Here is a 12,425-nt window from a genome sequence, read left to right as displayed (position 1 = left end):
AAAAAAAGCTTAGCAAAATGCTAAGCTTTTATTTCGATATCTCTTGTAAGGAACCGAAGAATAAATCTGCTTCATTCATTTGTTCATTCTCTTCAGAAAGCGGTGGTAAATCATCTAATGTTTTCAATCCAAATGTGTCTAAAAATTCTTTTGTTGTTCCGTATAAAATAGGACGCCCTGGTCCTTCTGCTCTTCCCATTTCTTTTATAAGTAAATGTGAAACCAACGTTTGTAACGCCTTATCAGTTTTAACTCCTCTAATCTCTTCCATTTCAGTCCTTGTGATTGGTTGGCGATATGCAACAATCGCTAACGTTTCGAGGGCAGCTTGTGAGAGTGAAGCAGCTGTTGGTGTATCTATTAATTTTTGATAATATGAAGCATGTTCTTTCTTTGTAGCAAAACGATATACTTTTGCATACTGTACAATTTGCAAACCACGGTTTGCACCTTCACATTCTTGTTGCATTTCTTCTAAAATATTAATTGCTTCATTCATTTCAATTTCAAGAACTTTCGCTATTTGTTCTGGATAAATCCCTTCATCACCAGAAACAAATAAAAGGCCTTCAATAATTGACTTTTGTTCTTTCCTATCCATTTCACGAGCTCCTTCCTTCTATTTTCTCATAAAAATACACATCAAAAAACCGAATCACAATTAATGCGTTCGGTTCAATATTTTTTCTCTTGTTCCAAACGATACATTAAAACATAGCATGAGATAAAATGTTGCTATCCCATTTTCACATACTTGCTCTATGCAGATTTATTAGAGCTTGATACGAAAATTTCATCAAAATTATGTTCTTGCTCAATTATGATTTGTTGGTTTTTCATAAGTTCCAGAACTGCTAAAAATGTTACAACCATTATTTCACGTTCATCATCAACAAACAAATCATAAAAACTTTGGCGACCACCCTTTATTTTTAACTGTTTTAAAATATCAGTCATTCGCTGTTCAATTGGTATTTCTTGACGAGTAATACGTGTTGTTACAGGTTTTTTTGCCTTTTTACGGCGCATTAATTTTTGAAATGCTGCTAGCATATCATATAACGTAACATCAAGAGGTAAGCTTGTCTCCTCTTCTTGTTGCAACGATGTAAAGTCAATTGGTGGACGTGTATATAGCTGTGCTCTTTCTTGTTCTCTTTCTTTTAACTCAGTAGCAACTTGCTTATATTTCTTATATTCAATTAACCTCTCCATCAATTCTTGACGAGGATCATCTATAAAATCATCACCGTTATCAAGTACATCTTCTTCATGTTTCGGCAACAACATCTTACTTTTAATTTGTAATAACGTTGCAGCCATTACTAAATACTCACTTGCAACATCTAATTGAAGTTCTTTCATCGTATGCACATAAGATAAATATTGCTCTGTAATATCTGCTACAGGAATATTATATATATCAATTTCATAACGATGTATTAAATGTAACAATAGATCTAACGGCCCTTCAAAAGCCTCTACTTTAAAATTATATTGCACAAAGCATCCCACCACATTTTTTCTATAACAACATAAGTATAGAGCATACTCATGTTCTATCCAACCTTTTTAAGAAATTTAATTAAAAATAGACCGATGCCTATGTCATCATGCCCACCACTTCATATGATAACAGTGTAGTAAGAACAATGTAGGAGGTCAAAAAACTATGGGTCACGTTGATTGTGGTTTTAGCGGTGGGTTCGCATTACTTGTTGTACTGTTTATTTTACTAATTATTGTAGGAGCAGCTTGCTTCTGCTAATATGAACAATAACGGCTAGGGGGAAACCTCCTAGTCGTTTATTGTTCATATTTCTATGATACACTTATATGTATAACCGTTAGATAGGAGCGAGAAAACATGTATCCTACCGAATACATACAATTTTTAATTCATTTCCATGGAGATTATGACTATTTTGAATGCCACGAAATACTAGAAGAGTATTGGAAGACAAAACCAAGAGGTAATCGTGATCATTACTTAGTTGGTCTCATTCAAATTGCAGTTTCTTTATACCACCAAAGACGTGCTAATTGGAATGGTTCTACAAAAATGATGAAAAGCGCAATTACAATTTTAGAAAAAAGCGGTGTGCCTTTACAACGTTTAGGAATTAATCAAGTACAACTTCTTTCCTTGCTCAATGAAAGATTGCAATCTATCCATAAAAAAGAACGTTTTGTACCTTTATTTTTACCCTTATCAGATTCATCGTTAGAGAAGCAGTGCATAGAGTTATGTCAAAAACAAAACCTCTCTTGGAAAGACTTGAATGCTATCCCAGGTGAATATATTATAAACAAGCACACTTTGCGTGATCGCACAGAGGTCATTACTGAACGAAACGAACAATTACAAAAAAGAAAGCAGAGATAATAAACTACTTATCTCTGCTTTCACGAATGTATATTTTGTTCTAGCCCTTTACATTTTTCGCAAAAACTTGCTGTTTGCTCATTTCCGCAAATTGTAAACTCAAGAAATTTACTCTTTAACTCTTGAACCATCTTCGTCCCAATCCCCACATGACGGTGAGACGGGTTCACACTCAAATGCTGAATTTCTAATACTTGATTCTCTTTTTTTACAATCCCCATTATTCCAACAAAATCTTCATTTTCTTTCCACAAATACAATTGCCAATCATCTTTTGCTTCATATTCTTTCATTGTCAATTGTAATGTTTTCACATCTTTTTCAGTTGGCATAAACGAAAGAAGCCCCATTGCAATTTTTTCATAACTTTTTTTAAAACGAATTAACATAACCCTTATCCCTTCTTACAAAAGTTACAAACTAGTAATCCCCTCAATCACTCTTTTCATATCACATTCATTTTACAATATTTTCAACAGAGTGAGAAGAGTCTAAAACAACTTGATAATCATACAAAGCGAAAAGAAGAAAGTCAAATCTATGTTTCAGCACTATTCCTTTAATAAATAGAGTTAAAAAAAGAAAATTTTATATGGAATGGAAAGAAACATATCATTCAACAGCACTTCATTTATAGTTACTCTAAAGCAGCACAATTCTAGCAAAATTAATATAACAAAAAATATTTATTGAAACATATAATGTAATGTATTCTATGTAATTGGTTAAAGGTTTGTTCTCACAAACAATATATTTTAGCAACAATACTACTTGTATGATGAGCTGTAGAAGTAGTACTCAATCTCATTAAAAATAAAAAAGAGAGCAAAAGCTCTCTTTTTCCTTACCTTATTCTTCCCAAACTTTAACTTCTTTCATTACATCGCCTTGACGCATTTTTAATACTGTTTCAATACCGCTTGTTGCTTTACCGAATACAGTATGAACACCATCTAAATGCGGCTGTGGCTCATGAACGATAAAGAATTGGCTACCGCCTGTGTTACGGCCAGCGTGAGCCATAGAAAGTGATCCTACAAGGTGTCTATGAGGGTTTCCATCAGTTTCACATGGAATAGAGTAACCTGGGCCACCTGCACCTGTACCTGTTGGGTCTCCACCTTGGCTTACGAAGCCAGGAATAACACGGTGGAATGTAACACCGTCATAAAATCCTTGCTCTGCTAATTTTTTAAAGTTTTCTACTGTTTTCGGTGCTTCTTCTGGGAAAAATTCCAAGTCGATTTTTTCACCGTTTTCCATTAATATGTATCCTAAAGTTTTCATACGTATATGTCTCCTTTCAACTATCTCAGCACTATATTACCACATTCATGACTAGAAACAAAAAGAATCCGACAATCTAGATACTTCTTTTTTGAAATGTGGAAAAAGCTAGGTGACAAATAAGAAATATATACTATAATAACTTTGTTGCCCGAAAATTTTAGAAAGAGAAAGGGAGCGATTTTTCGTGAAAACGAAATTATTAGCTCTGCTATTAGCTGTAACGGTATTTATGATGCCAACAGCTTCGTTTGCAGACATCATCGAGGGAGAATCAATTGTTACATTAGGAGAGAACTTATCTGAACAACAAAAACAAGATCTGTTAAAAGAAATGAAAGCACCGAAAGATGCTACAATTATTACTGTATCTAATGCGGAAGAACATAAATTTCTAGAAGGCATTGTTCCAAAAGCACAAATTGGTACGAGAGCAATTTCTTCTTCTATGATTACATACACAAAACCAGGATCTGGTCTTATTGTACGATCAAAGAACATTAACTGGGTAACAGATGCAATGTACACTAACGCTTTGATTACAGCAGGTGTAAAAGATGCAGAAATTCAAATTACTGCACCTTTTAAAGTTTCAGGAACTGCAGCTTTAACTGGATTAATGAAAGCATACGAAACTGCGTCCAATAAACAAATTCCTGAAGAAGTTAAAAAAGTAGCGAATGAAGAAATGGTACAAACAGCCCAGCTTGGTGATAAAATTGGTGAAGAAAAAGCAGTTCAACTTGTTGCAAAAATTAAAGAAGAAATTGCAAAAGAACAGCCAAAAACAACAGAAGATTTACGTTCATTAATTAAAAAAATTGCTGATCAACTCGGCATTACATTGACAGATGAACAGTTAGATAACTTAGTATCGTTATTTGATAAAATGAAAAATCTTAATATCGATTGGAATCAAGTTGGTAGTCAATTAAACAAAGCAAAAGAACACGTTTCTGCCTTCTTAGGTTCTGAAGAAGGACAAAGTTTTCTAGATAAAGTGAAAGATTTCTTCTCAAGTATCATTGATTTTGTTAAATCTTTATTCAAGTAAAAAAGAAGCCCGCCAGTGACGGGCTTCTTTTTTATACAAGTAATGGTAATTTCATAACAGCCTCTTCAACCGAACGCACTATATGATTTGCTTTCTCCTTTACATATGGATGGGCATGATGAAGAGTAAATGAATGCGGGGTTACTTCAAACATAGAAATATCATTGAAAGAATCTCCAATACAAGCAACTTCATTTGCTTCAATTTGCAAATGGTCCATTAGTCGCTTTAGAGCACTCCCCTTACTCACGCCTCTTGGCATAATATCAACATAGCGTTTACCTGATATAAAAACTTCCGCTTCGCCTTGAAACGTATCTCGTAGCTCTTGATCTAACGTCACAATTTTCTCTTCTTCTCCAAAAACAAACAATTTTGCAGGGTGTACAGTCTTACCAAACTCTTCTTCTAACGCTTCAATTTCAGCGATATGCACGCCCATATACGCTTCAAAATTATGGTGATGTTCATTCTTCCTTTTTGTATATCGCTGCTCATTTGCACAAACAATATCCGCTAGTCCTTTTTTATGTATATATCGATATATTTCCTGGGCAACCACATTTTCAAAACTCGATTCATGAAATAAATTTCCATCCGGAAGCAACATTGTCGCTCCATTTAAGCCAGTTGTATAATATGGGAATGAAAACCTTTTTACAACTTCATCAATTCTGTGTGTAAAGCGGCCAGAGGCAAAACAAATATTTGTCCCTTTCTCAGCTAACCAACACAGCGCACGTTCATCTTCTTTTTGCATATGATTCACATCGTAAACGAGCGTGTCATCTAAATCACTTACAAATAATTTAATCATGTCCTCTTCCCCTTCCATACACAATATCTACTCTAAGTGTACACAAAAAATGTTTGATTTTTGTTAAAAAATAATAAATTTTTGCTAAAAAAAATAAACGGGTGTATAATCCCGTTTATTTTTGTCTTTTTACATTTTGAGGTCTTACAATACTTGGTCGTACTTTTAAACTAGACATCGTTGGACGGAGTAAAATTTTTGTTAATGCGCCCCAATCAAATGGTAAAAACGGCCATAAATAAGGTGTTTGTAAACTTTTTATAGACGTTAAAAATAAAATTAATATCGTCATACCAATTACAAATCCCATCTCATGGAAGAGGCCTGTTAAAATAATAACAAACAATTTCCCAACCTTATTCCCTAACCCTAATTCATAACTCGGTGTTGCATATGCACCAATCATCGAAACTGCTACATACAAAATTACTTCTGGCACAAACAAACCTACATCAATTGCAATTTGACCAATTAATATAGCGGAAATCAACCCTGCTGCAGACGATAACGGCGTTGGAGTATGAATGGCTGCCATCCTTAAAAACTCAAGTCCGACCTCTGCCATTAACACCTGTAATAAAATTGGTAAATGCGTCATCTTAGTCGGTCCAATAAAAGCAAGATTTGCTGGCAAAAGAGTTGGATCAAATACAAACACTAACCAAAATGGTAATAAAAATAACGAGAATATAACACCTAAAAAGCGCACCCAGCGTAAAAATGTACCGACAGCTGGATTTTGTCTAAACTCTTCCGCGTGCTGTAAATGATGAAAATATGTTGTCGGTGTAATCATAGCACTTGGCGATGTGTCAACAAGTACTAACACATGTCCTTCTAGTAGATGATTTGCTGCTACATCTGGCCTTTCTGTATATCGAATAAGTGGAAATGGGTTATAGCTTTGCTTTACAACAAATTCTTCTACTGTTTTATCCGCCATCGTAATTCCATCTACATCGATGTTATTTAATTCTTGTTTTATAATCTTTACTAAATCTGGATTTGCAACATCTTGAACGTATGTAATGCAAATATCCGTTTGTGATCTATCTCCTACTCGAACCATTTCATTTCGAAGACGTGGATCTCGAATTCTTCTACGGATTAATGCTGTATTTACAACGATATTTTCAACAAATCCATCCCTTGCACCGCGTACTACCTTTTCGGTATCTGGTTCTGTCGGCGTTCGCCCTGGATAACTACGAACATCGATTGCAAACGCTTCCGTTTCACCTTCCACAAATATCACGATGAGTCCTGATAATACTTGGAGCATTACCTCATCCATCGTTTTCACTTTACTTACTTGTTGATGGATTAAGCGATTCTCTAAAAGCTTCACTGTATCTTCTTCTACATCCCTTATCTCATTTGTATCCACCGCTTCTTCTAAAATAGGGATAATATAATTTGTATCACAAAGTCCGTTTACAAATAACACACCAATTTCTTTATTCAAAATTTGAAATTTACGAATGCCAACATCGTATGTAACGCCTAGCCCAACTGTCTGCTTTAAATAATTTTCATTGTCACTTATGAAAGTTGATATAGGGATATCCACTTTTTTAGGCTTCGTCATAAAAACCACTCCTTTCCAAAATTAATTGAATTGCTTTCTTCGTAATAGGTGATCCCCTCTCCCATTCATCATTTCCACACATCTTACCAATGTCACCGACTCCAACGATGACAGGAACATTCAAGTCATCTAAACAATAAATTGTATCTCCGCTAATTCTGCCAATTTCGCCATCTGGAAGTCCAAATTTATCAACACCGTATTCGGTTAAATTCCCATTCCGATCTACACTTACATCTACACGTGCCCATTCCCAATGATGCGTATTAGACGCTACCGCTAAAATACCGAGCACATCAATTTGTTTATGGGTAGCCACATATTTTAAAGCCTTTTCACCAGATCCTTCTCCAATAAATCCACTGTCATCAAACATGACAAATACAGGGTCATATGGCGTTTGCATAATAAGCTCAACAACTTTTTTCCCTGTCAATTTGGTTGGATTACTTTGTGATGCTGAAATACACCTTCCCCCAAATTCCTTCGTTAAAAGCTCAATTGTCCGCTTTGCATATTCATCTCCATCTGTGACCAAAACAACCCTTCGTCTCATTTGATTTATCCTTTCGGTTTACATATAAGTGCTATAAAAAACGAAAACAATATCGCTGCGGAAATGCCCGCAGACGTTAAACTAAACATGCCAATACCAATTCCTAAATATCCATGTTTTTCTGCTGCATGCATTGCTCCGTGCAATAGTGAATGTCCAAAACTTGTAATAGGGACTGTTGCTCCAGCACCTGCAAACTTTATTAGTTTATCGTACAATCCAAATCCATCTAAAATTGCTCCGATGACTACAAAAGTTGCCATTAAATGAGCTGGTGTTAACTTTACGAAATCTAACAATAGTTGCCCAATTAAACAAATAACTCCACCTACAAGAAATGCATATATAAAATCCACAATTCACTCTCCTTTAACTCTCTCAAATACGACACCATGTGCAATTGTTGGAATCGTTTCCTTCTGTTGCATCATCATCGGGCTTAATAATGCACCAGTCGCAACGACAAAAATTCGTTGTAAATTCCCTTTTTGCATCTCGTGTAATAAATGACCATATGTGACAACTGCTGAACAAGCGCAACCACTACCACCTGCAAACACTTCTTCTTGACTTGATTCATAAATCATCAATCCACAATCATTGTATATATGCCCAAGATCATAACCTTCCTCAAGTAAAAGTTGTTTCGCAATCGGCGTCCCAACAGCTGATAAATCACCCGTAACAATCAAATCATAATCATCGGCACTTCTTCTTAAATCTTCAAAATGTTGTTGAATTGTATGAGCTGCTGCTGGAGCCATCGCTGCCCCCATATCCAAAGGATTTGTAATTCCTAAATCTTGCACTTTTCCAATTGTAGCCGACGTAATTTTAATTGCACTTTTTTCATTGCTAATTAATATAGATCCTGCACCAGTCACAGTTGAATTTGCTGTCCCTGGCTTTTGTCCACCGTACTCTGTTGGATAGCGAAATTGTCTTTCAGCCGTTGCATTATGACTACTTACTGTCGCTAAGACACGATTTGCAAATCCACCGTCTATAAAAGCTGAGCCAACTGCTAAAGTCTCCATAGACGTCGCACAAGCGCTAAACATTCCTAAAAAAGGAATGCCCCACTTACGCGCAACATAATTTGCTGTCACTGTTTGATTTAATAAATCTCCCGCTAAAAAGAAATCAATTTGCGATGTTTTTATATTCCCTTTTTGCACTGCTTGTTGAATTGAGTCTGACATTAATCTTCGTTCGGCAAGCTCCCAATTTTCTTCTCCACAATGCAAGTCACCATATGAAATATCAAATTTTTTCCCGAGAGGGCCCTCAGCTTCTTTCGGACCGACAGCAGTACCCGTTGCATTCACATATATATCATTTTGAAATACCCACGTTTGTTTTCCGGTCAACCTCATACTAGCCCTCCTTTAAGACATAAAAATTTTAAAGGTATACCTTATTAACCCAATGATATATGCACCAACAACCCCAAATACAATCACACTTCCTGCCAGTTTAAACATATTTGTAGCAATCCCTAGAACAACCCCTTCGCTCTTATGTTCTAAGGCAGCGCTCGCCATAGAATTTGCAAATCCTGTTACCGGTACCGCTGATCCTGCTCCAGCAAATTGACCGATTTTATCATATACACCACACCCTGTTAAAATCGCGGATAATAAAACAAGGGTTGCAACAGTTGGGTTTCCTGCCTCTTGTTCACTGAAGTGAAAATAATGTATATAAAATTTCATCAATACTTCTCCAACTGTGCAAATGAGTCCACCTACAAGAAATGCTTTGATACAATTTAGTAAATAGTTTGGCTTTGGATGATACTCCTTCACTTTATTTATGTAATCATCCTTCAATTTCTGACTTGTCATTTATATACTGCCTCCTACTTTACGAAATAAATCCAGTGAAACAACGATCCTATTACTTTTCCAAGTACAAGAGCAACGAGTAAAACAATAATCTTCCCCTCTACCCCTACTCGTTTCGCTAAAATAGGCAGAACATTTAACACCTCTGTTAATGCCGCAGCAAGCATTCCGATGAATGTGCCACAAAATATCCCTAATATAACGAGCCAATACTGCGACGTTTGGAATGTAATGTTTTTCAAACTGCACCAAGCCCCTGTTAAAGTACCTGCAATGACTGCCCACTCAAAATATTGAATATGCTTTCCACTTCTCGTTAATTGGGCTAAACGGGGGATTATACCAAGTACAGCTAAAAATGCGACATATCCGCTACCTACCGCAATCCCTCCAGCTAAACCAATTAAAATAACAAATCCAGACTCAATCATCGGCAAGTTGTTTCATATTATCCTTGTTTTCATTAACGATTACATACTGATCAAGTGACTGTTGGTATTGAAACATCTCAACTTCTAACGGACTCGGCTCTTCATTAATTCGCTTTTGAAATACATGATTAAAAAATAAAACCATCCCTAAGCCAAGACCTAAAGAATAAGGGATTTGAAATAAAAGTGGTTGCGCATTAAATTCTCCAGTAATCATGTAATATAACCGTTGATGTACTTGTTGCATACTTACATCTTCATGGAAATAAATGATCGCAAGGGCCGCTCCAATGAACAGTAACAGCCATACAAGCCCGAAAAAAATTGGGTGTGTCTTCTTTTTTTCGTATATAATTTCAACAAGAGTTTGTCCAGAACCGAGTAAATTAATTTGTACATGAGATGCTTTCTGTTGAATAATCTCAATTACTTTCATAACATCAATTACAACATGCGTCTTATCATGCGCTGTTATTTTGTAAACTATCTCATTTTGTAACAACTCAACTACGGAAGAATCTCCGGCAAGTTGAGCAACATCGCCCAGCTTTACTTCATAAGTAGGAGAAACTTTTAAACGATTGCGCATTTTAATATAAATCGTTTGTTCCAACTTTCATTCACCCCTTCACTCTTCCTCGTAGTTGTAGTATGGTTATTGAATTTTTTTCTAATACAATTTTTTCATAAAAAAACATCTGCACCATTTCGGTACAGATGTTTTTTACTTATGCCTTTTTCTTAAATAAGTTTACAATACTTAATGCAAGCCCTCCCCAAATGACTACTATTCCAATAACCATCATCATAATCGCTGATCCACTCATTATGAAACACCTCGATCTTTCCATTCTTTTTCAAGCTTGGCAGAATCCGAATGAATTTGTGCATCCCATTTTTTCAGGCCAATGATTATTGCAACTATGAGGAATGCTGCTGCTATCGACCAACCATACGTTACAACAAACTCAGTCGGATAATCTCCGTAGTTCTTTTTAATATTTTGGATTGTACCATCAATTAGCATATACCCTAACATAAGCGGAGTAATAACGAGTAAACTCACTCTCCAAAACGTTCCTAATTTAATATCAGATACAAAGTTTGCATGATTTTGATAAACTGGTAAACGGCGTAAAATGAGCCCTATCGTAACTACTTCCGCAAGTGCAATTGTAATTAATCCGAAATTATTAGCGAAATAGTCGACAACATCTAAGAACATAAGTCCACCACGTGTTGCAAAAACAAGAGAAACTATCACGAGAAGGGTTCCCATAATTCCAATAGTTTTTTCCCGACTTAAACTGAATTTTTCAGATACAGCGGCAAAGCATACTTCCGCGAGTGAAATAAGTGATGTAATTCCAGCAACCGTTAACGATAAGAAAAATAAAACACCAAACAACGGTGACATCGGCAATTCATTAATAATTTGGGGAAATACTACGAACGCAAGCCCAACGCCAGCACTTGCTACTTTATCAACCGGTACTCCCATATTATTTGCCATAAATCCAAGAGCTGCAAAGACCCCAATACCTGCTAATAATTCAAATCCTGAGTTTGCAAATCCAGTAATAAAGGCATTATTTGTTGTATCCGAGTTTTTCGGTAAATAACTAGAATACGTAATCATAATTCCAAATGCTAAAGATAAACTAAAGAATATTTGACCGTAAGCAGCAAGCCATACTTTCCCATCAAAAATACGACTCCAATCTGGTTTAAAGAATGCATCTAGTCCTTGCATAGCACCTTCCATCGTCACTGCACGAACAACGATAATAAGGAACATAACAACTAATAAAGGAATAAATATACGGTTAACAACTTCGATTCCTTTTTTAACTCCTTTAAATGCAACGCCAAGCACAATAATCCAAACGAGAGCTAACGGAATTAATACTTCTGGTACAAGTCCTCCAAATTGTCCTGGCTTATCTGCAACATGTAAGTACTCTTTAAATAAAAATGATTGCGTGTCTTTTCCCCATGCTCCAGTAATTGCAAAGTATGTATACGATATAGACCAAGCAATAATCACTGCATAATATGTTGAAACAATAAATGTTACGCACATTTGCCACCATCCAATAAATTCTGCACGCGGGCTAATACGGAAAAATGTAAGTGGTGCTGAGCCACGATGACGATGACCAAGGGCAAACTCAAACGCTAACAATGAAATACCAGTCGTTAATAATGCAAATAAATACGGTAAAAAGAATGCTCCTCCTCCATTTTCATACGCTGTATAAGGAAAACGCCATATGTTTCCTAATCCAACGGCAGATCCGACCGCTGCGAAAATAAATCCAGCTCTCGTTCCCCATTGTTGCCTCGTTTCCATATTTCCTTCCCCCTTTATGACAAGTTCATACTTGGATTATATTTTAAATTAACTAAATTATCAATAAATTCTGTTAATTTTTGCGAAAATTAACATCTCTCTCCTA

The 12,425-nt window shown here is 35.8% G+C and carries 17 protein-coding genes; 3 read left to right on the top strand and 14 right to left on the bottom strand.

Features of this window, described 5'->3' with window-relative positions; genetic code table 11:
* Positions 1-28 precede the first annotated feature (28 nt).
* Both scpB and scpA read right to left on the bottom strand, forming a co-directional pair.
* Positions 29-601, bottom strand: a complete 573-nt coding sequence (scpB, locus tag MR136_RS03465) for a segregation/condensation protein ScpB (protein ID WP_000375168.1) — start codon at positions 599-601, stop codon at positions 29-31.
* A gap of 158 nt (positions 602-759) precedes the next feature.
* Positions 760-1,503, bottom strand: a complete 744-nt coding sequence (gene scpA, locus MR136_RS03460) for a segregation/condensation protein A (RefSeq protein ID WP_001199753.1) — start codon at positions 1,501-1,503, stop codon at positions 760-762.
* A 169-nt stretch (positions 1,504-1,672) separates the two neighbouring features.
* Between scpA and MR136_RS03455 the strand changes: the two genes are divergently transcribed.
* Both MR136_RS03455 and MR136_RS03450 read left to right on the top strand, forming a co-directional pair.
* Complete coding sequence (locus MR136_RS03455; RefSeq protein ID WP_000510194.1) at positions 1,673-1,768, top strand: YjcZ family sporulation protein; 96 nt, start codon at positions 1,673-1,675, stop codon at positions 1,766-1,768.
* A gap of 99 nt (positions 1,769-1,867) precedes the next feature.
* Positions 1,868-2,386, top strand: a complete 519-nt coding sequence (locus tag MR136_RS03450) for a DUF309 domain-containing protein (protein WP_000283597.1) — start codon at positions 1,868-1,870, stop codon at positions 2,384-2,386.
* 20 nt (positions 2,387-2,406) lie between these two features.
* Here MR136_RS03450 and ribT read toward each other — a convergent pair whose 3' ends face one another.
* Both ribT and MR136_RS03440 read right to left on the bottom strand, forming a co-directional pair.
* Positions 2,407-2,775: a GNAT family N-acetyltransferase RibT gene (gene ribT / locus MR136_RS03445; protein ID WP_000908401.1), complete on the bottom strand. Its 369-nt coding sequence runs from the start codon at positions 2,773-2,775 to the stop codon at positions 2,407-2,409.
* 460 nt (positions 2,776-3,235) lie between these two features.
* Complete coding sequence (locus MR136_RS03440) at positions 3,236-3,673, bottom strand: peptidylprolyl isomerase (RefSeq protein WP_000853782.1); 438 nt, start codon at positions 3,671-3,673, stop codon at positions 3,236-3,238.
* 187 nt (positions 3,674-3,860) lie between these two features.
* On the opposite strand from MR136_RS03440, the gene MR136_RS03435 reads away from it, so the two are divergent.
* Complete coding sequence (locus tag MR136_RS03435; RefSeq protein WP_000850515.1) at positions 3,861-4,727, top strand: DUF1002 domain-containing protein; 867 nt, start codon at positions 3,861-3,863, stop codon at positions 4,725-4,727.
* Positions 4,728-4,758: 31 nt separating this feature from the next.
* Here the strand turns inward: MR136_RS03435 and MR136_RS03430 are convergent, their stop codons facing one another.
* The 10 genes from MR136_RS03430 to MR136_RS03385 all read right to left on the bottom strand — a co-directional run bounded on the left by MR136_RS03430 (position 4,759) and on the right by MR136_RS03385 (position 12,319).
* Positions 4,759-5,562, bottom strand: coding sequence for a Cof-type HAD-IIB family hydrolase (locus MR136_RS03430; RefSeq protein ID WP_002026273.1), 804 nt, complete (start codon positions 5,560-5,562; stop codon positions 4,759-4,761).
* A gap of 97 nt (positions 5,563-5,659) precedes the next feature.
* Positions 5,660-7,132 (bottom strand): spore germination protein SpoVAF, encoded by a 1,473-nt coding sequence (gene spoVAF, locus MR136_RS03425; protein WP_000165595.1) that lies wholly within the window; start codon positions 7,130-7,132, stop codon positions 5,660-5,662.
* Complete coding sequence (gene spoVAEA, locus MR136_RS03420) at positions 7,119-7,688, bottom strand: stage V sporulation protein SpoVABEA (protein ID WP_001254415.1); 570 nt, start codon at positions 7,686-7,688, stop codon at positions 7,119-7,121. Before spoVAEA ends, spoVAF begins: the two co-directional genes overlap by 14 nt.
* A 5-nt stretch (positions 7,689-7,693) precedes the next feature.
* A complete protein-coding gene (gene spoVAE, locus MR136_RS03415) occupies positions 7,694-8,044 on the bottom strand; it encodes a stage V sporulation protein AE (RefSeq protein ID WP_000345916.1) in 351 nt (116 codons plus the stop codon).
* Between the two features lie 3 nt (positions 8,045-8,047).
* Positions 8,048-9,064: a stage V sporulation protein AD gene (gene spoVAD, locus MR136_RS03410; protein WP_001241166.1), complete on the bottom strand. Its 1,017-nt coding sequence runs from the start codon at positions 9,062-9,064 to the stop codon at positions 8,048-8,050.
* A 12-nt stretch (positions 9,065-9,076) separates the two neighbouring features.
* Positions 9,077-9,535: a stage V sporulation protein AC gene (spoVAC, locus tag MR136_RS03405; RefSeq protein ID WP_000203810.1), complete on the bottom strand. Its 459-nt coding sequence runs from the start codon at positions 9,533-9,535 to the stop codon at positions 9,077-9,079.
* Positions 9,536-9,549: 14 nt separating this feature from the next.
* The gene (spoVAB, locus tag MR136_RS03400; RefSeq protein WP_000572936.1) at positions 9,550-9,966 is read right to left on the bottom strand and encodes a stage V sporulation protein SpoVAB; all 417 of its coding nucleotides are present in this window, start codon (positions 9,964-9,966) and stop codon (positions 9,550-9,552) included.
* On the bottom strand, positions 9,959-10,579 hold the full coding sequence (locus tag MR136_RS03395; protein WP_000438369.1) for a stage V sporulation protein AA: 621 nt from the start codon (positions 10,577-10,579) through the stop codon (positions 9,959-9,961). The genes spoVAB and MR136_RS03395 overlap by 8 nt, the downstream gene beginning before the upstream one ends.
* A gap of 115 nt (positions 10,580-10,694) precedes the next feature.
* The gene (locus MR136_RS03390) at positions 10,695-10,793 is read right to left on the bottom strand and encodes a methionine/alanine import family NSS transporter small subunit (RefSeq protein ID WP_000016828.1); all 99 of its coding nucleotides are present in this window, start codon (positions 10,791-10,793) and stop codon (positions 10,695-10,697) included.
* Positions 10,793-12,319, bottom strand: a complete 1,527-nt coding sequence (locus tag MR136_RS03385; RefSeq protein ID WP_000450084.1) for a sodium-dependent transporter — start codon at positions 12,317-12,319, stop codon at positions 10,793-10,795. The genes MR136_RS03390 and MR136_RS03385 overlap by 1 nt, the downstream gene beginning before the upstream one ends.
* Positions 12,320-12,425 lie beyond the last annotated feature (106 nt).

This window comes from Bacillus cereus group sp. BfR-BA-01311 (assembly GCF_022664295.1).
Classification (GTDB): Bacteria; Bacillota; Bacilli; order Bacillales; family Bacillaceae_G; genus Bacillus_A; species Bacillus_A cereus.
Note: the sequence above shows the minus strand (reverse complement) of the source record. Positions and strands in the feature narration are given on the sequence as shown.

Coding starts and splice junctions, on each gene's coding strand:
- spoVAB (WP_000572936.1), bottom strand. CDS start 9,966: ATGATTGAGTCTGGATTTGTTATTTTAATTGGTTTAGCTGGAGGGATT.
- scpB (WP_000375168.1), bottom strand. CDS start 601: ATGGATAGGAAAGAACAAAAGTCAATTATTGAAGGCCTTTTATTTGTT.
- spoVAF (WP_000165595.1), bottom strand. CDS start 7,132: ATGACGAAGCCTAAAAAAGTGGATATCCCTATATCAACTTTCATAAGT.
- MR136_RS03455 (WP_000510194.1), top strand. CDS start 1,673: ATGGGTCACGTTGATTGTGGTTTTAGCGGTGGGTTCGCATTACTTGTT.
- MR136_RS03450 (WP_000283597.1), top strand. CDS start 1,868: ATGTATCCTACCGAATACATACAATTTTTAATTCATTTCCATGGAGAT.
- MR136_RS03385 (WP_000450084.1), bottom strand. CDS start 12,319: ATGGAAACGAGGCAACAATGGGGAACGAGAGCTGGATTTATTTTCGCA.
- spoVAD (WP_001241166.1), bottom strand. CDS start 9,064: ATGAGGTTGACCGGAAAACAAACGTGGGTATTTCAAAATGATATATAT.
- MR136_RS03430 (WP_002026273.1), bottom strand. CDS start 5,562: ATGGAAGGGGAAGAGGACATGATTAAATTATTTGTAAGTGATTTAGAT.
- spoVAC (WP_000203810.1), bottom strand. CDS start 9,535: ATGACAAGTCAGAAATTGAAGGATGATTACATAAATAAAGTGAAGGAG.
- MR136_RS03390 (WP_000016828.1), bottom strand. CDS start 10,793: ATGAGTGGATCAGCGATTATGATGATGGTTATTGGAATAGTAGTCATT.
- ribT (WP_000908401.1), bottom strand. CDS start 2,775: ATGTTAATTCGTTTTAAAAAAAGTTATGAAAAAATTGCAATGGGGCTT.
- MR136_RS03440 (WP_000853782.1), bottom strand. CDS start 3,673: ATGAAAACTTTAGGATACATATTAATGGAAAACGGTGAAAAAATCGAC.
- spoVAEA (WP_001254415.1), bottom strand. CDS start 7,688: ATGAGACGAAGGGTTGTTTTGGTCACAGATGGAGATGAATATGCAAAG.